Source organism: Priestia sp. ST2 (assembly GCF_055810735.1).
Genome location: NZ_JBVVNT010000010.1, coordinates 62,817 through 88,947, shown reverse-complemented (window position 1 = coordinate 88,947; position 26,131 = coordinate 62,817). Strand labels below are relative to the sequence as shown.

At 33.7% G+C, this 26,131-nt stretch carries 25 protein-coding genes, 17 tRNA genes, 1 rRNA gene and 1 pseudogene; 27 read left to right on the top strand and 17 right to left on the bottom strand.

The window, feature by feature from the left end:
* The first annotated feature begins 8 nt into the window (after positions 1 to 8).
* From rrf to AC0KUU_RS27345, 18 genes are all read left to right on the top strand, one after another.
* Positions 9 to 124 (top strand): 5S ribosomal RNA (gene rrf, locus AC0KUU_RS27430).
* Positions 125 to 240: 116 nt separating this feature from the next.
* Positions 241 to 316, top strand: a tRNA-Val gene (locus tag AC0KUU_RS27425).
* 4 nt (positions 317 to 320) lie between these two features.
* Positions 321 to 396 (top strand) — tRNA-Thr (locus AC0KUU_RS27420).
* Between the two features lie 8 nt (positions 397 to 404).
* Positions 405 to 488: transfer RNA gene (locus AC0KUU_RS27415), tRNA-Tyr, on the top strand.
* Between the two features lie 7 nt (positions 489 to 495).
* Positions 496 to 570: transfer RNA gene (locus tag AC0KUU_RS27410), tRNA-Gln, on the top strand.
* A 4-nt stretch (positions 571 to 574) separates the two neighbouring features.
* A tRNA-Lys gene (locus tag AC0KUU_RS27405) sits at positions 575 to 650 on the top strand.
* 13 nt (positions 651 to 663) lie between these two features.
* A tRNA-Leu gene (locus AC0KUU_RS27400) sits at positions 664 to 745 on the top strand.
* 19 nt (positions 746 to 764) lie between these two features.
* Positions 765 to 839: transfer RNA gene (locus tag AC0KUU_RS27395), tRNA-Gly, on the top strand.
* A gap of 8 nt (positions 840 to 847) precedes the next feature.
* Positions 848 to 921: transfer RNA gene (locus tag AC0KUU_RS27390), tRNA-Cys, on the top strand.
* A 12-nt stretch (positions 922 to 933) separates the two neighbouring features.
* A tRNA-Leu gene (locus tag AC0KUU_RS27385) sits at positions 934 to 1,022 on the top strand.
* 9 nt (positions 1,023 to 1,031) lie between these two features.
* Positions 1,032 to 1,108: transfer RNA gene (locus AC0KUU_RS27380), tRNA-Arg, on the top strand.
* Between the two features lie 4 nt (positions 1,109 to 1,112).
* Positions 1,113 to 1,189, top strand: a tRNA-Pro gene (locus tag AC0KUU_RS27375).
* Positions 1,190 to 1,208: 19 nt separating this feature from the next.
* Positions 1,209 to 1,284: transfer RNA gene (locus AC0KUU_RS27370), tRNA-Ala, on the top strand.
* Positions 1,285 to 1,294: 10 nt separating this feature from the next.
* Positions 1,295 to 1,387 (top strand) — tRNA-Ser (locus AC0KUU_RS27365).
* Positions 1,388 to 1,398: 11 nt separating this feature from the next.
* Positions 1,399 to 1,474, top strand: a tRNA-Asp gene (locus AC0KUU_RS27360).
* A gap of 14 nt (positions 1,475 to 1,488) precedes the next feature.
* Positions 1,489 to 1,562 (top strand) — tRNA-Gly (locus AC0KUU_RS27355).
* 6 nt (positions 1,563 to 1,568) lie between these two features.
* Positions 1,569 to 1,645, top strand: a tRNA-Ile gene (locus AC0KUU_RS27350).
* 39 nt (positions 1,646 to 1,684) lie between these two features.
* Positions 1,685 to 1,756, top strand: a tRNA-Glu gene (locus tag AC0KUU_RS27345).
* A gap of 221 nt (positions 1,757 to 1,977) precedes the next feature.
* On the opposite strand, the pseudogene AC0KUU_RS27340 reads toward AC0KUU_RS27345, so the two are convergent.
* From AC0KUU_RS27340 to AC0KUU_RS27315, 6 genes and pseudogenes are all read right to left on the bottom strand, one after another.
* Positions 1,978 to 2,688: pseudogene (locus AC0KUU_RS27340) on the bottom strand (IS6 family transposase).
* 718 nt (positions 2,689 to 3,406) lie between these two features.
* On the bottom strand, positions 3,407 to 3,634 hold the full coding sequence (locus tag AC0KUU_RS27335) for a spore germination protein (RefSeq protein WP_473453907.1): 228 nt from the start codon (positions 3,632 to 3,634) through the stop codon (positions 3,407 to 3,409).
* Between the two features lie 21 nt (positions 3,635 to 3,655).
* Positions 3,656 to 3,898, bottom strand: coding sequence for a spore germination protein (locus AC0KUU_RS27330; RefSeq protein WP_043977113.1), 243 nt, complete (start codon positions 3,896 to 3,898; stop codon positions 3,656 to 3,658).
* A gap of 296 nt (positions 3,899 to 4,194) precedes the next feature.
* The gene (locus tag AC0KUU_RS27325; RefSeq protein WP_165574688.1) at positions 4,195 to 4,422 is read right to left on the bottom strand and encodes a hypothetical protein; all 228 of its coding nucleotides are present in this window, start codon (positions 4,420 to 4,422) and stop codon (positions 4,195 to 4,197) included.
* A 398-nt stretch (positions 4,423 to 4,820) separates the two neighbouring features.
* Complete coding sequence (locus AC0KUU_RS27320) at positions 4,821 to 4,940, bottom strand: YjcZ family sporulation protein (RefSeq protein ID WP_114897466.1); 120 nt, start codon at positions 4,938 to 4,940, stop codon at positions 4,821 to 4,823.
* Positions 4,941 to 5,607: 667 nt separating this feature from the next.
* Positions 5,608 to 5,832 (bottom strand): spore germination protein, encoded by a 225-nt coding sequence (locus AC0KUU_RS27315; RefSeq protein WP_456318523.1) that lies wholly within the window; start codon positions 5,830 to 5,832, stop codon positions 5,608 to 5,610.
* Between the two features lie 777 nt (positions 5,833 to 6,609).
* Here AC0KUU_RS27315 and AC0KUU_RS27310 point away from each other — a divergent pair.
* A protein-coding gene (locus AC0KUU_RS27310; protein ID WP_473453904.1) for an IS3 family transposase occupies positions 6,610 to 7,958 on the top strand; the annotation gives its coding sequence in 2 pieces (ribosomal slippage) (positions 6,610 to 7,057 and positions 7,057 to 7,958; 1,350 coding nt in all).
* 624 nt (positions 7,959 to 8,582) lie between these two features.
* Here AC0KUU_RS27310 and AC0KUU_RS27305 read toward each other — a convergent pair.
* Entirely contained in the window at positions 8,583 to 9,386 is an 804-nt protein-coding gene (locus AC0KUU_RS27305; RefSeq protein WP_473453902.1) for a sulfite exporter TauE/SafE family protein, read from the bottom strand.
* A 32-nt stretch (positions 9,387 to 9,418) separates the two neighbouring features.
* Positions 9,419 to 10,456, bottom strand: coding sequence for a TauD/TfdA family dioxygenase (locus AC0KUU_RS27300; RefSeq protein WP_473453900.1), 1,038 nt, complete (start codon positions 10,454 to 10,456; stop codon positions 9,419 to 9,421).
* A gap of 204 nt (positions 10,457 to 10,660) precedes the next feature.
* Between AC0KUU_RS27300 and AC0KUU_RS27295 the strand changes: the two genes are divergently transcribed.
* From AC0KUU_RS27295 to AC0KUU_RS27275, 5 genes are all read left to right on the top strand, one after another.
* Positions 10,661 to 11,551: an NAD(P)-dependent oxidoreductase gene (locus AC0KUU_RS27295; RefSeq protein ID WP_043978975.1), complete on the top strand. Its 891-nt coding sequence runs from the start codon at positions 10,661 to 10,663 to the stop codon at positions 11,549 to 11,551.
* Between the two features lie 84 nt (positions 11,552 to 11,635).
* On the top strand, positions 11,636 to 12,025 hold the full coding sequence (locus tag AC0KUU_RS27290) for a VOC family protein (RefSeq protein ID WP_043978978.1): 390 nt from the start codon (positions 11,636 to 11,638) through the stop codon (positions 12,023 to 12,025).
* A gap of 429 nt (positions 12,026 to 12,454) precedes the next feature.
* Positions 12,455 to 12,802 (top strand): Rok-like winged helix domain-containing protein, encoded by a 348-nt coding sequence (locus AC0KUU_RS27285; RefSeq protein ID WP_157842255.1) that lies wholly within the window; start codon positions 12,455 to 12,457, stop codon positions 12,800 to 12,802.
* Positions 12,803 to 13,820: 1,018 nt separating this feature from the next.
* A complete protein-coding gene (locus AC0KUU_RS27280; protein ID WP_165574682.1) occupies positions 13,821 to 14,441 on the top strand; it encodes a recombinase family protein in 621 nt (206 codons plus the stop codon).
* A gap of 275 nt (positions 14,442 to 14,716) precedes the next feature.
* Positions 14,717 to 14,914 (top strand): IDEAL domain-containing protein, encoded by a 198-nt coding sequence (locus AC0KUU_RS27275; RefSeq protein ID WP_162213320.1) that lies wholly within the window; start codon positions 14,717 to 14,719, stop codon positions 14,912 to 14,914.
* Between the two features lie 34 nt (positions 14,915 to 14,948).
* Here the strand turns inward: AC0KUU_RS27275 and AC0KUU_RS27270 are convergent, their stop codons facing one another.
* The 6 genes from AC0KUU_RS27270 to AC0KUU_RS27245 form a co-directional block, all read right to left on the bottom strand.
* A complete protein-coding gene (locus AC0KUU_RS27270) occupies positions 14,949 to 15,125 on the bottom strand; it encodes a hypothetical protein (protein ID WP_473453898.1) in 177 nt (58 codons plus the stop codon).
* Positions 15,126 to 15,475: 350 nt separating this feature from the next.
* Positions 15,476 to 16,324 (bottom strand): hypothetical protein, encoded by an 849-nt coding sequence (locus AC0KUU_RS27265; RefSeq protein ID WP_473453896.1) that lies wholly within the window; start codon positions 16,322 to 16,324, stop codon positions 15,476 to 15,478.
* A gap of 502 nt (positions 16,325 to 16,826) precedes the next feature.
* Positions 16,827 to 17,054 carry a hypothetical protein gene (locus tag AC0KUU_RS27260; RefSeq protein ID WP_162213322.1) on the bottom strand — a complete coding sequence of 76 codons (228 nt, stop codon included), beginning with the start codon at positions 17,052 to 17,054 and terminating at the stop codon, positions 16,827 to 16,829.
* Positions 17,055 to 17,183: 129 nt separating this feature from the next.
* Positions 17,184 to 17,288 (bottom strand): YjcZ family sporulation protein, encoded by a 105-nt coding sequence (locus AC0KUU_RS27255; RefSeq protein WP_165574680.1) that lies wholly within the window; start codon positions 17,286 to 17,288, stop codon positions 17,184 to 17,186.
* A gap of 283 nt (positions 17,289 to 17,571) precedes the next feature.
* Complete coding sequence (locus AC0KUU_RS27250; protein ID WP_165574679.1) at positions 17,572 to 17,724, bottom strand: YjcZ family sporulation protein; 153 nt, start codon at positions 17,722 to 17,724, stop codon at positions 17,572 to 17,574.
* Between the two features lie 827 nt (positions 17,725 to 18,551).
* Positions 18,552 to 19,055 (bottom strand): CAP domain-containing protein, encoded by a 504-nt coding sequence (locus tag AC0KUU_RS27245; protein WP_473453893.1) that lies wholly within the window; start codon positions 19,053 to 19,055, stop codon positions 18,552 to 18,554.
* Between the two features lie 202 nt (positions 19,056 to 19,257).
* On the opposite strand from AC0KUU_RS27245, the gene AC0KUU_RS27240 reads away from it, so the two are divergent.
* Positions 19,258 to 19,416, top strand: coding sequence for a YvrJ family protein (locus tag AC0KUU_RS27240; protein WP_473453909.1), 159 nt, complete (start codon positions 19,258 to 19,260; stop codon positions 19,414 to 19,416).
* Between the two features lie 2,168 nt (positions 19,417 to 21,584).
* Complete coding sequence (locus tag AC0KUU_RS27235) at positions 21,585 to 22,061, top strand: hypothetical protein (protein ID WP_456318518.1); 477 nt, start codon at positions 21,585 to 21,587, stop codon at positions 22,059 to 22,061.
* A 200-nt stretch (positions 22,062 to 22,261) separates the two neighbouring features.
* Here AC0KUU_RS27235 and AC0KUU_RS27230 read toward each other — a convergent pair whose 3' ends face one another.
* Positions 22,262 to 23,422 (bottom strand): S8 family peptidase, encoded by a 1,161-nt coding sequence (locus tag AC0KUU_RS27230; protein ID WP_473453891.1) that lies wholly within the window; start codon positions 23,420 to 23,422, stop codon positions 22,262 to 22,264.
* Between the two features lie 287 nt (positions 23,423 to 23,709).
* Between AC0KUU_RS27230 and AC0KUU_RS27225 the strand changes: the two genes are divergently transcribed.
* A complete protein-coding gene (locus AC0KUU_RS27225; RefSeq protein ID WP_456318516.1) occupies positions 23,710 to 24,204 on the top strand; it encodes an exosporium protein D in 495 nt (164 codons plus the stop codon).
* A gap of 208 nt (positions 24,205 to 24,412) precedes the next feature.
* Here AC0KUU_RS27225 and AC0KUU_RS27220 read toward each other — a convergent pair whose 3' ends face one another.
* Complete coding sequence (locus tag AC0KUU_RS27220; RefSeq protein ID WP_473453889.1) at positions 24,413 to 24,934, bottom strand: hypothetical protein; 522 nt, start codon at positions 24,932 to 24,934, stop codon at positions 24,413 to 24,415.
* Between the two features lie 140 nt (positions 24,935 to 25,074).
* On the bottom strand, positions 25,075 to 26,130 hold the full coding sequence (locus AC0KUU_RS27215) for a phosphotransferase (RefSeq protein ID WP_473453887.1): 1,056 nt from the start codon (positions 26,128 to 26,130) through the stop codon (positions 25,075 to 25,077).
* Position 26,131 lies beyond the last annotated feature (1 nt).

The window sequence follows — 26,131 nt, the reverse complement described above, 5'->3', positions numbered from 1 at the left end:
ATCTCTTGTCTGGTGGCGATAGCGAAGAGGTCACACCCGTTCCCATACCGAACACGGAAGTTAAGCTCTTTAGCGCCAATGGTAGTTGGGACTTTGTCCCTGTGAGAGTAGGACGTTGCCAGGCAATTAATAAGACCCCTTATGAGTCTCTTATAAAAGAGCATAGGGGTTTTTTATTTGAAATATTCTATTATAAGTAATGAAAATAACGCTTATCAAAGCGCTTATATAGATCTTTTTGGAGGATTAGCTCAGCTGGGAGAGCACCTGCCTTACAAGCAGGGGGTCGGCGGTTCGATCCCGTCATCCTCCACCATCGTGCCGGTGTAGCTCAACTGGTAGAGCAACTGACTTGTAATCAGTAGGTTGGGGGTTCAAGTCCTCTTGCCGGCACCATTTATATCGGAGGGGTAGCGAAGTGGCTAAACGCGGCGGACTGTAAATCCGCTCCTTCGGGTTCGGCAGTTCGAATCTGCCCCCCTCCACCATCTTTATTGGGCTATCGCCAAGCGGTAAGGCAACGGATTTTGATTCCGTCATGCGTTGGTTCGAATCCAGCTAGCCCAGCCATAGAGAGCCATTAGCTCAGTTGGTAGAGCATCTGACTTTTAATCAGAGGGTCGAAGGTTCGAGTCCTTCATGGCTCACCAGTTATATTTACACGCGGGTGTGGCGGAATTGGCAGACGCGCTAGACTTAGGATCTAGTGTCTTATGACGTGGGGGTTCAAGTCCCTTCACCCGCATCTTAATTTAGATAAATGCGCGGAAGTAGTTCAGTGGTAGAACACCACCTTGCCAAGGTGGGGGTCGCGAGTTCGAACCTCGTCTTCCGCTCCATATATATTGGCGGCATAGCCAAGTGGTAAGGCCAAGGTCTGCAAAACCTTTATCACCGGTTCAAATCCGGTTGCCGCCTCCACGTATAAGTCCTGCCGGGGTGGTGGAATTGGCAGACACACAGGACTTAAAATCCTGCGGTAGGTGACTACCGTGCCGGTTCAAGTCCGGCCCTCGGCACCATTTTAATAAGCGCCCGTAGCTCAATTGGATAGAGCGTTTGACTACGGATCAAAAGGTTAGGGGTTCGACTCCTCTCGGGCGCGCCATAAACGGGAAGTAGCTCAGCTTGGTAGAGCACTTGGTTTGGGACCAAGGGGTCGCAGGTTCGAATCCTGTCTTCCCGACCACGAGTACCAGTACCATGATGGGGCCTTAGCTCAGCTGGGAGAGCGCCTGCCTTGCACGCAGGAGGTCAGCGGTTCGATCCCGCTAGGCTCCACCATACAGTATACGGAGGAATACCCAAGTCCGGCTGAAGGGATCGGTCTTGAAAACCGACAGGGGTGTTAAAGCCCGCGGGGGTTCGAATCCCTCTTCCTCCGCCATTTTCTATTTTGGTCCCGTGGTGTAGCGGTTAACATGCCTGCCTGTCACGCAGGAGATCGCGGGTTCGATTCCCGTCGGGACCGCCATTTTAAGAAAATATGCGGGTGTAGTTTAATGGTAAAACCTCAGCCTTCCAAGCTGATGTCGTGAGTTCGATTCTCATCACCCGCTCCAAGTAAAGGGCCTATAGCTCAGCTGGTTAGAGCGCACGCCTGATAAGCGTGAGGTCGGTGGTTCGAGTCCACTTAGGCCCACCAGTATAATAAACAGTTAAGTTAAACTTAAAAAATAATCATGGCCCGTTGGTCAAGCGGTTAAGACACCGCCCTTTCACGGCGGTAACACGGGTTCGAATCCCGTACGGGTCATCAAAAGAGCAGTTTGCAAATGCAAACTGCTCTTTTATTTGTGGTAGATAAATGATGGGTTTTTATATGGTGAAAAGAGAAACAAGCTGTTGCAGTTTCTGCCGTAGGCTTAGCTATAATAGCCACGCCATCAACGGTACCGAATTTAGGAAGTTCCACGGTTGTGGTGTAAAAAACATTCGCTAGAAAAATAAAACGTTAGGTTCCCTTGAATTACTAGCTTATGAAGCTAACCCAAACAGTTGATGGATGAATTCTTTTCTACTTTGGGCAGACTTCACCTCTTGGTGAACTTGCTTCTTTTTCAGCATATGCATGACTTCTATGCCACTCAGTATGTAAGTGGCTGTATGAAATGATTTCAACCCTAACATCGAACGAACACGATTCTTAATAAAACGGTGATCTTGTTCCACGATGTTATTTAGATATTTTATCCGCCTTATGTAGATGCCTACGGGCATCTTTTTCTCTTTCTTCAACTCTTCGATAGCCACGGGATAGGCTGGATTCTTATCGACTGTTATGACACGGGGCGTTGAAACATGAAAAGAAAGACCGCAAAGCTTTCTTGAAAAAGGGTTTTGCAGCCTTATGACCTCTTGTTTTCCTTAAATAAAAATCAATCGTATTTCCTTTTGAATTAACTGCCCGATACAGGTACATCCATTAACCTTTTACCTTAATATACGTTTCATCTACTCTCTAGGAATCATTGATTAGCTTAAGGCGACACGGTACCCGTTCATCTAGTTCAGACCATACTGATGAATCCAACGCATAATCGTTGTATGAAAAATCGATAATCCGCGTTCTTCAATCATTTCCACTATATCACGAAAACTGAGGTTGTACCGTAGGTACCATCTCACAGTTAATAAAATAATATCAGGCTGATAATGTTTCCATTTGAATAGATTTTGCTTTTTCATACTAATCGCATCCCCTTTTTTAGAATCCTAGTATCAGTATGTTCAAGTTTGGGAGGTTACTTGCATATGTTTTTTAATTTTCGCACCAGAACCCTAAATACCGTTTTTAATGCTATTCAACAAGCTATCCATAGTCAAGAACATGCACAACAAAGACAGCAAATAACAAGATTAAGAAGTACAACGATAAACAGATCAAACAAGTAAGGACCAGGCCTTAGCTGTTAGCAAGAAATTGTGTAAATAAAAAAGGCTTGTTCAAATGTATGAGCAAGCCTTTTACTTATAAATTAGCTAAAGTTAATAATTCGAATGACTATTATGTCCACAATTACATTTATGATTTTGGTGATGATGATTATTTCTATCCTTGCAACTACAATTGTTATTACCTTGATTATAAGAGTTATGATCGTTATTGTGGTGGTGGTGATTATTTCTACCACAAGAGCAACCACCATAATTGTTGTTATAGTTCGAATAACCACATCTACAACGACGTCTACAACCACAACCAAAGAAATTCCAACAACACATATATTTTCTCTCCCTTTAGCATGGATACAATATTTTATGTTTTCTATTTTATTTAGCTTGTACTTATTGTCACCTATGAAAAAAAGCTTCTGAATTAAATATCTAGAAGCTTTTTTAGTAATTAATTTTAAAATTAAAAGTGAACAAAAAGAATATTTTTATACTCATTATTTAATAAAATTTAAGTGTTTGAAGTATTATCTATTTGCCCTTGATCACTTACATCTGGATCAAAATTATTATTCAACATGTGAGACACTGAAGGCGATGTATTACCAAAAGAAAAACAGGATCCTACTGATTTCGAATTAGCTGTATGGCTATTTTGAACGTTGTTACCTATATCTAAATTTGCATTTTCTGTAACTCCATTAGCATTAAAGTTTTGAACATTAATATTACATGGCATAAAAAGTATGCTCCTTTATTCTTAAAGTTGCCCCGATATTGGCATAGAAGGGTTCGCAATTTGATCTTGGTCACTAATATCTGGATCAAAGTTTCCGTTAGCCATCCAAGACGTAGAAGGAGAGAAATTACCCATAGAAATACAAGCTCCTACCCATTTTGAATTCGCTGTATGACTATTGTGTACTGTATGACCAAAATCTAGATTTCCGTTTTGAGTAATCCCGTTAGTCAATACATTACCAACAATAATAGAATAAGGCATAAACCTACTCCTTTCTCTTTTGAACACTTATTGTAATTTATGCTTTCATTCTTCATTAGGTAACTTGCCTAACACAAATAAAATAAATATTAGGCTAGAGCATTATGGAATTGATTTTTCCTAATTTTAATAAAACTTATCTGCCTTAAGGCAGGTTTAATCAACTTAAGTTGATTATAAGCTATGTAAATAAAATACTTCCCCTTCTTTATTTATAGTTAAAATCTTATAAAAAGCTCCTTTGTAAAAATCAAGGAGCTTTTCTGTGTATATAAAATTAGAGCCCGTCCAAAATATTAGCAATAACGTCTTCTTACTAGACGAACACTGATACCTTCTAAACTAGTAGCATTTCTAACTCCAGAATTGTCTTCCCATACTAAAAAGCCACCTTCTACTCGAATAAACGTACCGTTTCCATCAAGTTGTCTTCCAGCAGAAAAAACTTGGATTTCATCCCCTCTTCGAAAACCATCTAATCTAGAACGAGATGTACGACGGTCTCCACTACGACGTCCTGGCATAACTTCACCTCCAAATAACCTTATAGCACATGCTATGAAGGAAATGAAATTTGGTATAAGTAAAATGCTTATTAAAAACAAAAAATGTCTCTGTAAAGTAAAAGACTAGTTATACTTGTCCATGCATTTTTAAAGAGTCGGCATATTATACAATGTGCATATTAATAACCTCCAAATCTTGTTGATATGAACGGCAAAAACCTCCTGATTTTGGCGAGAGTCAGGAGGTTTTTAAATTAGTAAGGGATGCATCCAAAAACAAAGGGTACTCACAGAAGTATTGGAGTGCATTGACTACATCCTATGCATCAAGAATCTTTTAGTAACTTGCCTATCAAAAAGATTTGAAAATAAATTAGTTTATGTAAAAGCCTCTCAAGTGAAAGGCTCTTGTTGTATTAGCAGTAGCCTCCGTAGCCGCCACCAAAACAACTACATCCAATAATGACAAGAAGAATAAATAGGACAATTAGAAGAGCAAAACCTCCACCAAATCCATATCCACCACAATTAGACATACTATCACTCCTTTTATAAGGTTTGAGTAAAACTAAAGGAGTAGGTAAACAATTTATATGGGCTAACGCATTATATGTATCCATTAGATTACTTTACATAGAATGAATGAACCATCCCATTGAATCCCAGTAGATCGGTTACCCTCCCTAACAGATTTGCAGTTGTTAAAAAGCAGAAAAACTCCCAGGCGGCAGGGAGTTTTTCTGCTTTTTAGATATATATCATATATATGTTCAGCTAATGTAAGGGACTTTATTGGAATTCATTATCTGGAAAGGTTTTGAACATTATTAGAGAAGGCTATAGGAATGCCACTTCGATAAGCCATCTCCCTTTAAAAGAAAAAACAATCTGTATTAGAATACAGATTGTTTTTTCTTTTTTTGACTTTGTAAATTATGAAGGTGAAAAATAAAGTTAAATGGATTATACCTGTGAGACGAAAATTACTCGATATACATCGTATGCTTTTATTTTCCTTTAAGTAATTTGCCTCTTGAGAATAAGATTTTATTTTTTGAGCAAACTAAACAAGATGTCGCCAAACATTGACACATACAACTAAATTTTGCAACAGAAAAAACCTACCTCTTTTGACTGGGAAGAGATAGGCTTTTCTGTTTTTTTAGTTGTATACAATATACAATCGTAGGCAACCTTTTTTTATTATAAATTACCAGCTATATTTTGACTGAATATACTACCATTCTTATTATTAGTTGAGTTTTTCTCATTTATAATATTTAAAAAGTTGCCTACATTACCTGATCCAGCTCCGACTTTTGTCATATCAGTAGCTTTAGGTGAAATTTTAAAGCAATCACCAAACTCAACAGTCGGTGCTGTGCCGAATAAACTATTAATATTAACTGCGCCTACCACAGATGGCATTTGTATTCCTCCCTATACTGCAAATATAAATTAAATGCGTAGAGATGCTAGTAGCAACAGACATGAAATAGTAGTCCCCAAATAATCCCTTTTAACCACTTATAGTTAATAATAGCCTCTTAAACTAAAAGGTACGAGAGGTCCAGAAATAGGAGATTCTCCTGCACCATAATACTTTGGTGCTTTAGCTGGATTCCCCAATGGATAATTACCCCACCAACTATTAATTTCTCCATTAGAATCGAGTACAAAGCCAGTAGGTCGTTGGAAAGAAGGGACAAAATAAGGATAGAAAGTGTAAGAAAAGGGAGTGTAGAAAGATGAATAAAACACATAATCACCTACTTTTTGTCAAAGAAAGATATGGACTAATGAATAGTCTATGTTCTCTCTCTATATATAGAACATCATTTTCCTGGAAAGACGGGCGACCCTATAAAGTCTTGATGTTAAAAGCTAATCAATAATACTTACACTCTATTCACCAAATCATCTTTAAGTTAATTGTCCATTATGAATAATTTTTTATCATTTGAGCAAACTACTCAGGACGCTCTGCAAAGTCAACCAACTATTGACCATTCAGGAAAGAGAAAAAACTACTGATCCCTGGGGACTGACCCCTGTTCGGTAGTTTTTTCTCTTTCAGCTGTATACTCTATACAAAGTTAGTTAACATAATGTCTCTTTCCGGTACACACCACAAAAAAGAACCCTTGTCGCTGGACTGCGCCCCAATTGTTAGACATAATCTAACCAATTGGAGGCGCAGTTTTTATGAAGAGATTTTCAGAAGAAGAGAAACTAATGGCTGTGAAAAAATACTTATCTAATGAAGGATCTTTTAAAAGAATCGGAGATTCTATAGGGGCGGATGAAGGAGATGTGCGTAGTTGGGTTCAACGTTTTCAATATCATGGGGACGAAGCGTTTAAAAATTCCTATGCAAGGTACTCAGTAAAAGATAAACTAGATGTACTCAACTATATGAAAGAACAGGGTACGTCAATAAGAGAAACAGCTGCCATCTTCAATATCAAATCTAGAAGAACGCTTAAAAGGTGGCAAACTCTTTATGAGAATGGTGGTATTGATGCCCTAAAACCTAAGGGAAAGAGGCGTCCATCCATGAAAAAAATAAAAACTAAACAAGAAAACCCCACTACTCAATCAATCGATGCTCTACAAGCTGAGCTAGAATATTTACGTGCGGAGAATGCTTATTTAAAAAAGTTGAAATCCTTAGTTCAGAAAACATCTCAACACGAGAAAAAGCAGAAGTAGTACACGAACTAAGGAAACAATTTAACTTAAAACTACTACTACTTGTATCTAACCTTGCGCGCAGTACCTATTATTATTGGTTAAATGCTTCTTCCAATCGTATTGATAAATATGGGGATATGAAGAGCCTCATTCAAGAAATATTTCATCATCATAAGGGACGTTATGGATATCGTCGTATTACACTGGAGCTCAGACGCCAAGGCTATGTACTGAATCATAAAACTGTACGTCGTTTAATGAAAGAATTAGGATTAAAATGTTTAGTTCGAGTTAAAAAATATCGTTCTTATAAAGGAAATGTGGGAGAAACAGCTCCTAATGTCCTGCAGCGTGATTTTCAAGCTACTCAGCCTAATCAAAAATGGGTAACAGATGTCACAGAGTTTCATCTGTTTGGCAAAAAGCTTTATTTATCCCCTATACTGGATCTTTTTAACGGTGAAATTATCTCTTATCACATCGAATCAAAGCCTATCTATCCTTTGGTAGGTAAGATGCTTGATCAAGCATTAAAATGCTTAAAAAATGGAGAAAAAGTCATTCTCCATTCAGATCAGGGTTGGCACTATAGAATGTCGAAGTACAAAAAAGCACTCCAACAAAATAATATTATTCAAAGTATGTCCCGTAAGGGAAACTGTCTAGATAATGCCGTCATAGAGAATTTCTTTGGCTTATTGAAGTCAGAGCTTTTATACCTTCAACAATTTAAAGATATGGCCCATTTTGAGAGAGAGCTAAAAGAATATATACACTACTACAATAACACTCGAATTAAGGAAAAATTGAAAGGCATGAGTCCAGTCGAATACCGTACTCATGCCAACTACGTTGCTTAAATATAAATTGTCTAACTTTTTGGGTTCAGTTCACGCAGAACGGTTCCGCCAAGGGTTCTTTTTCCGGAGTATGCAGCTTTTTATACATCCTTGATATGACTACGTTTACTCGATACCCAAATGGAAGGATGATGTATAAAAAGTGCACCTTTTATACATATGCAGAACGGTTCAAATAATTGATTTTGTATACAAATATGATATATTAAAAGTCAGACTATTTTTTACAAATTTCAACGTAACCCTATTTTTGAGCAACCTCCCGTCCACTGCAGAGGTTGCTTCTTTATTTTGTTAACGATAATAATTCCTTTAACAGCTTGTAACAGATTTAAGTACCTTGTTCATAGGAATATAAACAACGGAAGAGATAGAACATAAATTTAATAGGAATCAACGCGTTGTAATTTTTAATTACCTCTAATATTTGTTATGGTAAATAACCTTCCAATAGTAATTTGAGGCAAAGGAAATTAACTGGTTCATAGGAAAAAGTCCTGAAACTTTATTTCAGGACTTTCGAATAACGAACATTACCAATATATAATAACACTTTTTTCAGAATTATCCATTAGTTTAATATATTTTTGTATAATTTAGCGAAAGTTTTTTAAAAGGAAATTTTCATTTAAAAAGACTCAATGCAAGGTCATGAAAAAAGTATTTATATATTAGGGAAATAAATAATATTGATAAGGAAGTAATAAGAGTCTTTTTAATAAAAGTATCCCCTTGTTTAATAGCCATGTTACTCCCTATATAATTTCCTAATATATTTCCTAAAATCATAGGAATACCTTTTAATAGCAGTACATGCCCTCCTATAATGAAGGCAATCAAAGCCCCAATATTAGAAGCAAAATTAAAAATTTTAGATGTGGCTGAGGCTTCCAATAAGGTAAATTTCACTACGTAGTGAAATAGAATAATCATTAAGCTGCCCGTTCCAGGTCCAAAGAATCCATCATAAAATCCTGCTGTGAAACAAACAAATAAAACAATAAATAAAGCTAACTTTCCACTAGGCATTGAAGCCTCAGAAGTATGCTGTTTTTTAGGTAAAATTGTTAGGATAAGACCAATTGGAAATAAGAATACAATAATTTTCCCTACAAGTTCCTCATCGAAAAAAAGGATAAGTTTAGCACCAACATAAGCGCCTATTATTGCTGTTATAATACCGTAACTTGCAATTTTCCAAACAATTTTTTTGTTTTTCATATAGTTTCTTATAGCTACCATGGTTCCAATTGTTCCTACTAGTTTCTCCTGTGCAAGGGCGGTTTGGGCAGGAAACCCTGCTAAGATGAAGGAAGGGACCATAATTAGTCCTCCTCCACCAGCTACACTGTCAATAAATCCTGCTAGGAAGCAACAAAAAAATAACACTAAAGTTATGGTTATACCACCATCAAATATCTCTGCCATCACAATCACCATCTTATAATTTATATTTTAAATTAAGCCTTTAATACATAAGGTTTTTCATTCTGAGCAGGAATCCCCCTATTTAAATCTTTAATCCCAAATAGCCGAATCATCCATCTATCTATACCATTAAAATTAGGGGTAAAACCTTCACGAGAGTGAAGTGTCTTTTGGTTTCGGAATATAACATAATCCCCTGGTTGAAGAACAAATTTATTGATTTTATCACTGCTATCTATAATTGATTGAAACTCTTTCAAGGCAGCTTGAGCTAGCTCCGTATGGCCCTCAACATTTTGTTTGTCATATCTCGAAATAAATCCTAGTTCTTGACTATAAGAAAGGATAGGCAATAAATCCGTTTTCACGTCCATACCAACGAATGAATCTGGACGTTTTATAATGAATTGAGCTTTTTGCAATTCTTCTAAAGAGCTTTTTGAGAGATATTTAATCACATCGTCTAGGAGCATAACCTTTGTAGGAACAGATACATTTGATCTTAAACTGTGTAAAGAAAGATACTCTGGGCATCCAGATAAGTCATTTACAGGTTCGGTTATTAACGGAAGGTCTGGATTATCGACGTGCATACCAAATTCTATTTTAGATCCATGAGAACTTATATCAGAAATAGCTGCTACTGAAGGTGAAACATGTCTCACAATGTAACCATCGTTTTCTCCCTTATAAGTAATAGGGTTAACGTCTAAAACCCCCATCATTGCAAAGGATAAAGCTGTCGAAAGGGGTAAATCATCTAGTCTGCAATAGCCAGTATAAGGAGTAGGGGGTAAGTTTTTCTCAATAGGAAAATTCCTAACAACTAAAATATGATTTTCTCCATTTTTAAACTCTTCCACTTTTTGCTTGTAAGTAGAGTCTTCAAACATTATTTGTTCCAACACAAAACCTAATAAGTTTTTTACTTTCAAAAAATAGCTCTCGTCATTTGTAGTGTGAAATGGTAACAAAGTTTGAAGCTTCTCTTTCTGTTCTTCACTCAAATAGATCTCGTTTACACTATGGGTATTACCTAGCTTGTGTGTCTTTGTCATTGTTACGTTCAATTTTTTCATCTCCTTTGTGATTTTCAGTTCAAAAATTTTACATTTAAATCCAAATAATTACATATTCTATAAGTAATATTTTTAGAAATCAACATTTATTTGAAATTTTTAGATTATTTTGTAAAAACATTGACTTAATTTGTATATAATTGTATTATTTTAAAATTGATAGAACATTTAGACAAAGGATGGTGCTATAACTTTATGAGTAACAATCATAAGACTATAGGATTTATTGGAACAGGTGTAATGGGAAAAAGCATGGCTGGTCATATTTTAAATGAGGGTCACAAAGTATTGGTTTATAACCGTACTCAATCACGTGCTAAAGAATTAGTGGATAAAGGAGCAGTATGGATAGAGACAGTAGGTGAATTAGCTGAACAATCTGATATTATCATCACCATGGTTGGATACCCTCAAGATGTAGAAGAAGTTTATTTAGGGGAAGAAGGAATTTTAAATAAAGCTAAAAAAGGCACATATGCGATAGATATGACAACTTCTAGTCCTATACTTGCACGTGATATTCACTCAAAAGCGATAGAGAGAGGAATACATACACTAGATGCTCCTGTTTCTGGGGGAGACGTAGGAGCACAACAAGCAAAGTTAGCTATTATGGTAGGCGGACTAAAAGAAGACTTCGACTATGTTAAACCTATTCTTGAATTAATGGGTACTAATATTGTGTTACAAGGTGGACCTGGATCAGGTCAACATACTAAGATGTGTAACCAAATTGCCATTGCTTCTAACATGATAGGTGTATGCGAAGCTATTTTATATGCTGAAAAGGCTGGTTTAGATCCAAATGTAGTGTTACAAAGTATTGAAACAGGTGCGGCAGGCAGTTGGTCTTTAAGTAATTTAGCTCCAAGAATGATTAAAGGAGACTTTGAACCAGGTTTTTATATTAAACATTTTATTAAAGACATGAAGATTGCTATAGAAAGTGCTGAAGAAATGAAATTATATACGCCAGGGCTAAAATTAGCTAAATCTTTATATGAAAAGCTTGAAGAAGATAAACAAGAAAATAAAGGAACTCAAGCTTTATACTTATTATTAGCCAATCAAGTAGCTACTGTATAACAAGACTAAATTATGCGAAGCAAATACAAAGTGAGGATATTTTCTATATAGATTCACGTTTGTATATCGAAAGGAAGAATTATATTGATTACGAAAATGGAACATACAGCTATTATAGTTGCTAGTATGGAGGATTCTATCAGATACTATTCAGACATGTTTGGATTTAAAGTTCGTCTTCAAGGGGCTTCTGAAACAAAAGAGATGGCGTTTTTATATTTGAAAGAGCAGCCCAACATGGAGATTGAGTTGATCCGAGATATAAATCCTATTGGTGAATATAGTAAAAGTGGAATTGTAAATCATCTTGCATTTACAGTAGAGAATATTAACGAAGCAATTAATCATTACAAGGAAAAAGGGATTGAATTTTTATCCTCTGAACCCCAACCAACACTTGAAGGTGGACGTATGGTTTTATTTTACGGGCCTAACAATGAATTATTGCAATTCACAGAACGAGTAAAAAACTAGAATTATTCAAATAATGGGATTGTCTGACAAAACACTATAAATTTAGATTTTTATTTATAAATTACTCATAAAATTTTATATTTTTATCAAATTAATCAGGACGTTGTGCGGCATCAATCCTCAAATAAGTTGCGTGTAACGGAAGAAACTACTGATTTAGCATTGGTAGTTTCTTCTGTTTTTATCCTATATAGAATTCATTAATCAATATAGTTATTGCCTGTACAAGGGATTATATAAAAGTGGACAGGGGACGGAATCGTCGAAATCTAAAACAATCCTTTAAAAGTCAATTAGTTTAGATCCTCATTAAATGCACTCATTTTTTAAAATTCCACTTCATATATATGTATCTATTATTACAAATTTGAAATTTTTTCGTATGAAACCATGACACTATTTATTAAAAATTATTTAAGGTGAGGAAACTTGAAAGAGAAAAAAATATATTTACAGGAGAGATTGATGGAGATAAATAAATCAATGATAGATTTACATATAGAAAGGAGAAAACTACGTAAAGAGTTGAAAAAACTACAAGACTTGGATCAGATGGTAATTAGAAAAGAAAATAAGAGGCAACAAGCTATTGCCGAATCAATTTACCTATTGAAAAGTCACCCTAACAAGAGGATGAAATCTAAAGATATTTTACAACATTTAAAAGATACAATAAATTATAATACAGATAGTTTCGCATCCATTTTTCGAACTATTCAACAAGTTGAACCTCATATTAATCAGGTGAAACGTGGATATTACATCTATAAAATTTGATTAAACCTTAGAATTCTTCAATATCTAAGGTACTAATAATAAAAATACTCGCTAGAAGATAAATTATTCTTCACATCCCAATCATCGACTTATTAGAAAAATCTAAGTGTATATAATCTAAAGCGATTTATTATTAATTCGTCTATTCTTGATGTGTTGTTTATTTGTTTCTTAGTTTAATACGTATAAAAAGAAATTTAAAAACAACATCTAGTGCTCTTATTAAAAAGAGGTATAGAAGCATGAATAAAAGTATGAGTAAAAGACACTGTTAAAAAGACAGTGTCTTTTATTTAGGTATGGAGACTTTGATTTAAAATTTAACGCTTTTAAAACGTTGAAATTTGCATTAGGTGATCAGTTATCAATAAAATAAAAGTTAATTTCCTCAGAAATCATTTCTCTGCATGTGGGATACGTATATGTTATGTTTTTCTCCCACAAAATAGTGGGGTTTTAATTCAAGAAGCAAATCATGACCCTAAGAGGTTTACTTAATCAAGCATGTTACTCGTTTTATTTCATTCATTCAATATTCTTTAAAAAGTAAGTTAAATACTGATGAAGTATAAAGGCAAAGTATCAGCTATATATTTTTCTTGAAGTTTGGGACGATAAACATAAAAAGACTTGCTCTATGTGAAAAGCAAGTTAAAAGAAGGATAATCACGTTGGTAATTCCATTATAATCCAAAAAATATAACAAAGTATTAAAATCAAATTGAAAGTAAATTAATTTATAAAAAAGGTTAATTTACCTTTTTATTTTGGTGACATTGAAAAATCTCAACAATTCGAGAAAAACCCTTAACTTTATTCTTTTAACACTTTGAAGCAGAACCAAGTAAACTGTTCATAAAAGTATACTTTTACGAACTTTTCTTTTGTATAAGAAATCTATTATTTTTATCGTTCGTTTAAGTTTGAAAATGAATTACGAACGTTCTCTGGAATTCATACACTTTTACGAACGATTTTGGTAAAATAAGATGAAGAGAATCACAAAAGGAGTATAAAAATGGAAAATAGAAGATTTGGATACATACGTGTAAGCAGCCGAGATCAAAATGAAGGTCGTCAACTTCAATCGATGCAGGAAGTTGGCATTTCTTCTCGCGATATTTTCATTGATAAACAAAGTGGAAAAAACTTTAATCGAGAACAGTATCAATTATTAAAACGAATGATGCGTAAAGGGGATATCCTTTATATTCATTCGTTAGATCGTTTCGGTCGTAATAAAGAAGAAATTCTTCAGGAATGGAATGCCATCACAAAAGAGATTGAGGCAGACATTGTAGTTTTAGATATGCCGTTGTTAGATACAACTCAGTATAAGGACAGTCTAGGAACATTTATTGCGGATTTAGTCCTGCAAATTCTGTCTTGGATGGCTCAAGAAGAACGAGATCGTATTCGCAAGCGTCAACGTGAGGGAATTGATGCTGCGTTAACTAAGGGTATATCTTTTGGCCGACCCAAAGCTCAAGTCAGTGAAGAATTCATTGGAGTTTATAACAGATGGAAAGAAAAGGAAATTACAGCCGTGCAGGCAATGAAGGAAGCGAATGTAAAAAAGACAACGTTCTATAAACTAGTAAAACAATACGAAAATAAGATAAATATGGAGACTATTTAAATAAGAAGAAACTAGTCAAAATAATGCATATTTTAGTATCAGATTCTTAATTGAAAAAATATTATGTTTTATAGAAAAGATTTATGTAATAATTATTCGGTGAAGAATTTACTTACTTTCGTTGTCAAGATCTAGTGTTAGCATTATTCTTTTTGTCAGGTTGTTCTTGATTACATATTATTCTAGGTGCTATTTTATCTATCAATCTCGTATTAAAACAATGAAAAAAGGAAATACTGTTTACAAAATAGAGATGATAAAGGGGTTAATAGTTTATGGAAAATAATATGTCCAACAAAATGAGTCAAGTTGAAACAAGTATATCTGATGAAATGTTAGCTGAACTGTTCTTGGGTCAAGTAATGAAGGATTTCAAAAAAGGTAAAATTCTTGAAGAAATTGATCAGTCTTTAAGGAATAAGGACAAAGAAGCTTTTTTACGTTTAACGAATAAACTTAAATCTGCATCTTAATAAAAGAGTATAAATAGGAGTCCATCATCAGTTATTATGGTTTAGCCTCAATGTAGGGAGGGTACTCAGCCAGGGGATATCTTCCTTTTACGATTAGTACGTAAGCAAATATACAGAAGACACTAATTACTCCTATTACTAAAATAAAGCGAAGAAACTTCTTCATTTTTTTATGTCTTTGGAACTCGTTAAAATTAATAATATTACTCATAAAAATCCTCCTTGTCTTATTTTCTAGAAATACATTATAAAAAAGAAGATAAAACCACCTTATTTAAAACTTAATGGGTAGTTTTATCTTCCAATATAGCACAAATTTATTTTAACTAAACATGTAAATTTGAATTATGTATAATTTTCATTAGTGCCTCCATATATACTAAGAATATTACGTTATGAGGAAAAGGATTTAATTAGTTTTTAGAAGCGAAATTATGTAAATACGAAATAAATATAGCATTTCCATATTTATGAGAGCCTGCTTTTTTAAGGACCTAAGAATAGATAGTTGCCTAAGGCGCCATTATCTACTCTCAAAGTTTAATTTTCTTTATCTCACAGTTATTGAACAAGAGTTTTTGTAGTTCGCAAAGTAGCTATATTATTTTGAACTGTCAAATTCAACTCATAATAACCCCGCTCATTGGACACACACGCGTAATCCCCTGAACATCCTGTTACAAAAAATGGAGTATTAGGAAAATTAGGATGGATATTAACTGAGTTGGTAAAAAATTTATGTGCATGATGAGTGAAAATCGCTAAAATTCTATTCCTCACATTAGAAGGTATTGCATTAAAAAACATGTTTGTTTCCACTTGAGTTATAACATGATCACCGTGTATTTCATTAGTTATCCCTGGAACTCTCAATGGCCAATGAAAATCAATAATATAGTAATAATTAGGATCTAGACTGCTTAATAAGTTTAAACTATCCTGGCTAAATACCCCTCCACGCCCGTTGTCTAGCCAAACATGCCGCACCAGTCCTTGTGTTCCAGGAATACTTCTATATCCGGTTAAATAACGATTGATATATTGTCGAAATAGGATTCTACTGTTATTTCTATTAGTAGCTTCCCAATTTCCTATAGATGATCTAAAAGGAATTGATCCTAAAACGCTATTTAAAATATTGGTGAATTGTTGATAATATGTTTCAGCTACTTGTGACGAAGAAGCACCCAAAGCGTGTACATCGTCTCCACCGAAAATAATATATCTTTTGTTACCATTATTAACTACTCTCTGCAAGAGAGTATTAAACATACTTTGACTATTTAAAAAACCTACATGGCTATCACCCACAACAGCCAAATCAATAGTAGTTGCCAAAGGAAGCTCTGGTTGAGGTTGAAAGTAATCATTTTCCTTTTTCCTTTTATTACTCTTGATTATTTTTATCACCCTTTCTATATACCTTTCTTGATATACTATTCAATAAATAAAGGAATGCTTGTACACTACTAAAAAATGTTGTTTTATCATTTTCTTTCTGCTTTGAAAGGTTAAAACTTATAAGGCTTTAAAGTGAAAATATTACCTAAGAGAGGATTTTATAGATAAGAAGGCTTGTTCATAGATATGAACAAGCCTTCTTATCTATAAAATTAACATTTTGAAGAGCCATGGCAATAATCAGAATGATGATTCTTATTATTGCCATGGCTATGATTTCTGCCATAGTTATATCCATTATTAGAGTTACCACTATAATTACCATAACTAACAAAGTTACAACTGCCAGAATTGTTATTATAGTTCTCACAACAACTTCTACGACGACATCTATAACCGCAACCAAAGAAATTCCAACAACACATATTTTCTCCTTTTTTGATTGCCTTAGTGCCTTTTAGGTCAAGTTAAGTTGACTCTATTTTTAAAAACTAATAGCCCGTCCAAAATATCAGTAATAACGTCTTCTTACTCTACGGACACTGATGCCTTCTAAGCTAGTAGCATTTCTAACTCCAGAATTATCTTCCCACACTAAAAAGCCACCTTCTACTCGAATAAACGTACCGTTTCCATCAAGTTGTCTTCCAGCAGAAAAAACTTGGATTTCATCTCCTCTTCGAAAACCATCTAATCTAGAACGAGATGTACGACGGTCTCCACTACGACGTCCTGGCATAACTTCACCTCCCGATAACCCTATAATATATGTTATGAAGAGAATGAAATTTGGTATAAGCAAAATACTTACTAGTGAAAAAATATTTTGATAATTGAAAGGATTATTATTGAATTAACAATAACCTCCCTAGCCACCACTAAAACAACTACATCTAATAATGACAAGAAGAATAAATAAGACAATTAGAAAGGCAAAACCTTCACCAAGTCCACATCCACCATAACTAGACATAGTATCACTCCTTTTTATAAAATTTGAGTAAAGAAGTACGAATACAATTTACATGGGCTAACGCATTATATGTATCTGTAAATATTAGCGAGCATGTTTACTCCTAGAATTTAATTTAAAAAGATTGTTGCTATTTATCATTAGTTTCTTTTGTATTATAAATATAAGAGTTTATAATACTATAAATACATAATTAACAAACAAAAAAAGCTAGCACAAAGCTAACTTTTTTAAATAGAAAATAAAGGTAAATAATAATTAAAAGAAAGATAATCTTTAATTATTAGCAACCACCGGCAAAGCCGCCAAAACAAGAAGCGCCGATAATGATTAATAAAATAAACAATACGATGATCAAAGCGAAACCACTGCCAAAACCACAGCCGCCTCCACCGTAACCATAGCCGCAACCGCCACCATAACCTCCAAAGAACATACATTCACCCCCCATATGCTTAATACTTTTAGAATATGTATAGAAAATCAAAATGCTCCCCGTATTCCTCAAGCGTTGAACTAACAGGAGTAACGATATGTAATCAGCAAATTTAATTTTATAGAAATATATATAAACCCTTTAGATTAGTTTACATAGAATGAAAGAACCATACCCTTTAATTTCAGCAGATTAGTTCACCTCCCGGACGAATTTGCAGTTGTTAAAAGACAGAAAAACTCACCGATGCCCGGGAGTTTTTCTGTCTTTTAGGATATATATTATATGTATGTCTAATTAATATAATGGATTTTATTGGAACTCATTGTTTGAAAAGGTTTTGAATATTATTAAAGAAGGCTCTTGGAATGCCACTTCGATAAAGCCATGTCTAATTTAAAAGAAAAAACAATCTGTCTTCCAATACAGATTGTTTTTTCTTTTTTTGACTTTGTAAATTATGAAGGTGAAAAATAAAGTTAAAAGGATTCTAAGTGTGAGACGAAATTTATTCGAACTGCATAATATTCCTTTATTCCCCTTTAGGTAACTTGTCTATTGAAAATAAAATTTTATTTTTTGAGCAAACTACACAAGATATTGCCAAACTTGACACACAAAATTAAATTCTGCTACAGAAAAAGCCTGCCTCTTTTTACTGGGGATACCTGATTTTTTTTTATTTTTTAGGATGACTATGAATATATAATCTGTTACCGGAACAAAAAAGCCATTAGAGACTAAGAACTTTAATGGCTTTTTCTATAGGAAGGCACGTCCAAATGTCATTATTACAAAGACTCACCTTATAGAAATACTAAGTTTCATCAGCCTTTAAACAATTGAACCCAATAAGCTCTGTATCGATTAGATTCTAGGCCAAGAACATAACCAATTCCAGTGTACTTATAATTTGCATTTAACATACTAGCATAATGGCTAGGACTATTTTTCCAACCTTCAAAAGCTGCTTGAGGAGTTATATAACCAGCTGCAATATTTTCAGCAGCATATTGATACGAACCACCAAAATTTTTAAACATTTCAAAAGGTGTACCATATTGAGGACTATAATGTGAAAAATAGTTATTATCTCTCATATCAGCAGCCTTCAAATTTGCAACTTTGCTCAAATTTAAATTAATCATAAGAGGTGCAATACCAGATCTCTTTCTTTCTTCATTTACTAAAGCCACAATTTGTTCTTGAAAGCTTTGATGTGGAAACGAAAAGCCTGCAATATTACTCACTTTTGATATTCTAGATTTCTTTAATTGATACTCTGTTACACTATTTGCTGTTCTTTTACTTCTAGATGACCTTGATTTCATAAGTTTCATTCCATCCCTAATTAGTATGAAATATAATATTCTAAATCAATAATATTGTTTGTATGCTTGTCCTAAATTTCTTATTCAAGAATAAAAACGGTTGAAATCACTGAATTAAGCCATTTTATACGTATTAGAACATGTCCAAACTCTTTTCATTTAGCTGCATATTATATAGAATAACGGTATCTAAAAGGAGGTAATTAAGATAGAACAATGGCTTAACCTTATCAGGAATTTTGGTTTTCCTATTGTTGTTACTTTTTATCTTCTACTACGCTTTGAAAAGAAAATAGATCATTTAACAGAAGCTATTAATAAAATAGCCATCATTATTGAAAAAGAACAGGACAAGCAATAAATAATTGATTTATGAACTTATTTTTTAATTAATTTCTTAATTAATTTCTTAGTATGAATACTACCTAATAATTAGAGTAAACTACACAAGATGCGATGAAGCATCCACTCGAAATCCTCGCTACAAGTAGAAAAGCTACTGATTTTTAGTAACTTTTTCTATTTGTAAGCTGTATATGACATACAACTATGGTTAACATAATGACTCTTCCAGTACACACCAAAAAAAGAACCCTTGTTGCAGAACGATTCTGCCGAGGGTTCTTTTTCCGGAGTATGCAGCTTTTTATACATTCTTGATTTGTCTACGTTCTTCAGAAAGGTGATTAATGAAAAAATGTATAAAAAGTGCACCTTATATATATATGCTCGGGATATATAAAATAGCATTTACATATCCCTTATGTTGTATTTTGACTAAAGAAATGTCTATTCAACAATTCAACAAAATAAAAAAGCAACCTCTCTCCTATGAAAAGAATGAGGTTGCTTCTTTATTTTAAAAGGACTATCTAGATGTATACGCTGCGAACATGTACTCAGAAATCACACATTATAATAGATCTCCTTATTGAAGGAGATATGCTATTGTAAGTAATTTTATTATCTATATTAAAAAGCTAGATTTTCCAATCGTTACTCATTTAAATGGAAAGTAAGTTAGATAAAATCACAGAATTATGTCAAACTCTTATTGGAAGAAGGACAAGCTATAATCTAATTTACTCACCTAACAGCTCATTAAAAAACTTTCTTAGGGAATATAAATCTTATTAAGATATCTAAAGATATTTTTTTTCGTTCTATCATCATTTTCATGAATAAAATGGTGCTCTAGCCAGCATCTGGTGGGTGGGGTGGTGACCTCTGGTTGAGAATGTTTTGGCTTAAATACTTTTGCTTTTCTATACAGATCTTAAACACCTTTTTAAAACTAAAATATATTTAATATATAGTGTCTTCGTTTTAACTCTTCCAACTTTACTAGATGAGAACTTTCATCTAATGTGCATTCATATTTTCGCGGTAATAACTTAATTTGGATTATCTATAATGCAGAGATCTTTAAATTATAAATGCTATTTGGTGAGTGAAAATACCTTCAATGATTCCAATATTCGTAGTAGAAACCCTTTCGCCACCTCTTCATAGTGGGTAATTTTCCTTAGTATTTTTTATCGTTTATAAATAGATTTCTATTCTATAAACGATTACCATTTTAAAAAGCGCAGATACACATGGGTTAGAAAAAGGTGTTGTGAAAAATAAAATAGAAAACTATAAAGTAGCCAGTCCAAAATTAAAAATTGCAATGAAAAAGGATATGATATAATCCAATGATGAGAGCATTCAGCTCTATAAAGATGAACAAAAAAATTTACAAGAAAAGCTTCAAAAATTGAATGAAAAGCAACAAGGTTTAGCCATGAAGTAAAAAACACATGTCAACAGTAGGTCAACATGTGTTTTTTTCATGTTCACAGTAGGTTCACATCATTAGTTTTTCATGTTCACAGTAGGTTAACAGGGCAGGGTTTAAGTCAACAGTAGGTTCACATTCAACAGGTTTTCTTGTACCCACGGTTTTGCTAGGCTCTGCCTAGCCCCATACCTATGGTGGGGGCAAAAACCCCTTATGCTCTTCTCTCTTGTTTAGTGGAGAACTACAATTTACAGAAAAGAAACGAATGTCACGGATAAGTTTTTACGAAGCATTGATCCAGTTCCTATGTGAAAATTAATGAACTAGTGAAAGAACATGGGATGTCTTGTCAAAGATTTTTGAAAGAACAATTTAAGTTATTCTCATTTTTTGAAGAGTAAACAGTACGAGAAAAAAAGCTAAAAGGTTTAAACGGTTAGAACGTTCAATTAATGAATCAGGGTTCGAAAACAATGGGAAAGGTGAACAACATTTTATGTGAACTGATGGGAGATGTAGAGGGGGGGAATGGGAATAAGATAATGCATGATAACAACAAATTCTTGGATAGAGTTACTGAAGAGCATTGTTAAAAAAAGCGTGTAATCAATAATTAGATTAAATTAATATCTCTATAAAAAATTCATCAACTACATAATGTATACAGTATGTAGTTAGAAAGATAGCAGGAAGATAAAGCCTCTGTATTGAATGTGTATACAAATTGTATATACGAGGTGATAGGGTTGGGGAAATTAGATAAGTACGCTCGTCAATCAAAAACGAAAGAACCAAGTAAGGTGTTGCCTATTAGGTTGCCAGAAAGTATATATGAGCATTTTCGCCAGCTTTGTGAGGAGTTAGGATTATCTATGTCAGAAGCTGGGTTCTTACTAATTAGAGAAGAATTAGAAGATAGTCTATACAACAAGACTACAAATGAAGTTGCTATGACTACAGAGTGTATACAAAAGTCTATACATCATGAGAGCACCCCATATACAAAAAACAATACAGGCAAACCTTCCTCATTTTCTACAAGATGGACGTCAATTGATTATGAGATTGAGAATGAATTGCCATGTCCCCTATGTCATCATTGGTATAGCAAAGCCAATTTTTCTCGTCATGCGAAAAATCATAATACCACTACTAAAGAACTTTTAGAAAGCAATGAAGAGGTAGTTTATACAATGATTAATGAACGTAAATTAACTATGTAAGGTCATATGTAAATATGAAATGTAACCTCTTGTTTCTTTAAAAATAATTTAGTAGAAGGGAAACAAGAGGTGATTTTTATGAAAGTTCAAGAGTGTGTAGGTGAGAAGAAAAGATGGTTAAGGGAATCTGTGAATCGAATGAGATTATTAATGGACAAGTAAGAGGAAACTAATTGAATTGGAGATATTTTTTATTAACTTTAGCGAACTGCTCGGTTTGCATTAATCCGACCGTAAGTCCAATATGAACCTGTGCCAAGGATGGGGTCAGCTGTAGATTGCATATCCTCTCTAATTTCCACGTTATTTTTCCCTTGAGCTGCCAAGAGGGCCGCTAATCCGGCTACGTGAGGGCAGGCCATGGAGGTACCGCTTAAATACGCATAGTTACTGCCAATATAGGTCGATAAAATATTAGAACCAGGGGCTGCTACTTCTACCCATGTCCCATAATTTGAAAAACTAGACTTCTGATCATTTGAGTCTGTAGAAGCTACAGCGATTGCATTTTCGTAATATGCTGGATAAGTTAAGGTATTAGTGCCTTCATTACCAGCAGCAGCTAAGATAGTCGATCCTTTATCCCAAGCATAATTGATAGCATTTTCTAATGTAACAGAGCCCTGCGAGCCTCCTAAACTTAAATTAATCACCTGGGCGCCTTGGTCGGCTGCATATATAATAGCGTTCGCAATATTAGTTAGGGTGCCATTACCAGTATTATCAAGTGCACGAAGCGGTAATATGGAAGCTAAAGGGGCCATGCCAGCAATACCTGAAACATTATTGGTTGCTGCAGCAGCAATACCAGCTACGTGAGTCCCATGTCCATTTCCGTCGCTTGGATTTGTATTCCCATCTACAAAGTTGTAGCCTGACAAAAGTTTTGAAGTTAAATCAGGATGGTTAAGTTGGACACCTGTATCTACAATTGCAATTTTTATACTACTATTACTTCTAGTCACATCCCAAGCAGAAGGAGCTTGTACTTTTTGAGGACCATATTGGAAAGGGTAAAAGGAATCATTAGGTACATAAGAAGCTTTGAAAATATAATTGGGTTCAACATACTCCACTTCATCCAGTTTGTTGTAGATATTAATAAGCTTTTTTATATTCTTTTTTGTATATACGAGGTGATATCCCAAACTGTTATTTTCCTCTAAAATTTCACATTTATTTTTACGGTGAATCTCCGCTGCTCTATGCTCACATACATTTTCATTAAATTTAATAATTAATTGATTTGGTTCAAAAGCTGTTGGAGGTTTTGAATAGAAAAGAGTAACAATATAGTTCACTGTATAAAATAACAATATAATGATAAATACAGAGGTGGTTAAAGAAAGCCAAAAAAACATTAATATTCCTCCCAATTAACGAATTCCTAATATAATATTCGGAATCTATTGAGAAGGATTGGACAAGTATACCTGTATACAAAAAATAGCTAGTACCTACACGGTTTTTAACCGGAATTTCATTCTCTCTCAAATAAAAGTATTTTCCCCTGGACTGCTTTCCCCAATTCTTTTTTACTTAACATTGGATAATCGGATGATAGATTTTTATGAAATTTAATATTATTGGACAAGCACACAAACAATCGGTAGATAAATGAATAAAATATTGTATAAATAAAAAAGGAGTGATTATTATAAAAAGCTATCGTCATTATAATAAAAACGATGAAGTATATTATGTAGACTCTTCTTACCCATATAGAGGTTCATATAGCAAGAAAAATGACAATGAAAAATTCTTTGTTGAAAATCATACAATTGAAGGTTCTGGAACTAATTTAACAGGAAACATCCCATTAACTATCGCAGTTCCTGCTAATGCCGTAGATGTAAATGTTTTTGAAGATTTCACTAAAAACCATAATAAAACGCTTCTCCAATTATCAGCTGTAACTACGGGTCTTACAGTATCAATTTTTGTAAGAGGATCTAGAATGCCTATCTCAGCTACTATACCTGCGGGTTCTACACGAGCTTTTCAAGTTGAAAATTTTGAAAGATTAACGGTTTCTAACCCTTCTGCTACTACTGCTGGAACACTAAACGTTTTCATTCAAAAAACATTTTGCATTGGTTGTAACAATCAAAATAAAAAACGTAACAAAAATTGTTATTTCTAAAATATCAGCCGTAATAAAAACCACATTGGACAAGTTTTGCTTGTTCAGTGTGGTTTTTTATTAGCAGTTGATTTTGGATTTTGTAATTATTAAAAGTGTACATATATAACAAAAAATTATGGTCTATAAAAAAGGCTATTAACTTAAAAGTTAATAACCTTTCTTCAATTACTTAGTTTTAAACTATGAACACTAAAATTAAAATAGCTTAATTGTAATAGCTTTTACTGCATTTGCATTTATTTTTATCGTAGTCTTTCTCATAAAAGACAACTTTATCTTTGCCATAATCTTTTTCATGCTTGTCTTGGTATTTATCTTTGCCATAATCTTTTTCATGCTTGTCTTGGTATTTATCTTTGCCATAGTCTTTTTCATGCTTGTCTTTGCATTTATCTTTGCCATAGTCTTTTTCGTGCTTGTCTTTGCATTTATCTTTGCCATAGTCTTTTTCGTGTTTGTCTTTGCATTTATCTTTGCCGTAGTCTTTCTCGTGCTTGTTTTTGCATTTATCTTTGCCATAGTCTTTTTCGTGTTTGTCTTTGCATTTATCTTTGCCGTAGTCTTTCTCGTGCTTGTTTTTGCATTTATCTTTGCCATAGTCTTTTTCGTGTTTGTCTTTGCATTTATCTTTGCCGTAATCTTTTTCATCTTTATTTTTACGAAGGTCATATATCGCTTTTAAGCAGTATTTATATTCATCATTTTGATCATAATAAAGTTTAGTCAAATGAATTCCCTACCTTTATTTAAAATTGGTGTTTCTATATATTCTATTTTCCAACACGAAAATTGCTTGTACATTAAGGTAAAAATGGCTTTTAGACTATTTTTAAGTTAATAGTCTAAAAGTATTGTTTAGAAATGTATTTATTGATATATTCCTAACTCTCTACCCCATGTTGAAATCTTTTCAAGGTGATAACTTAAGAGTTCACCTTCACGGTTGTCAGCAATCCTTCTTAGTTGCATGTGGAGGCCTCTTTCTAAAGTTCGTTGAAGATAGGCCATTTTATAAAGAGTCATTGAATTTGTTTTAAAGGTAATTCCATATTTCTTCATTTCATCTACGTATAGACGTACACACTGAGTCCGTATTTTATCTGCATTTGGTTGCCAATCTTTTCTAAAGCCTAACAATAGTTCTACTAATACAACCATATCAAACCATACCGGAGAGTATTTGGCTGACTCCCAATCAATGAATTGAATAGGCCATGGTGCATGCTGAGTAACATTTTTGCTACATATATTTTGCATATGAAGATCACCATGCGTAATAGACGATCCATTTTCAATTAATTCAGGGAAGAAATCGGGTCCTTTATTATATAAATTGATTAAGGATGGATAATAAGGTTTTATTATATGGCTAATACGGTTGTCTTTCATTGCAGCATGTAATAGGTCAATTGTTTGATTCATATATTTGACTCTTGTCTTTTTTGTAGAGGTATAAACAGGGAGCCAATCTTTCCAAATATTTTTGTCCTTTTTGAATCTATTTTCAAAAGTTTGACCATGAAGTTTAGCTATACTGGGAATAATATATTGAAAGTGAGATGGAGAGAAGGTCAATTGTCCGCGTATTTGATTAACAAATTCCATAAATACCCACGTTTCGTTTTTTACCGTTTCTACAAGGTAAATGCGGGGTAAAAACTCTTTTAAAATTGGATAAGCTTTTTTATAAATGTTGATTTCTACTTCATTTTTGTAGGCTGTTGAATTGTAAACCTTAAAGATAATTGGATAATAACCATTCTTTTTTTGAAGCAGTAATTTATATATACCGCTTCGTTTTGTTGATTTTAAACACTTGATTTCTGAAGGGATAATTGTAACGTTCTCACTCATTGAATAAGAAAGTTTTTCAGCTATTTTTAAATTCTTAAACTGATGATGAAGAGTTTTGAGATCATACACA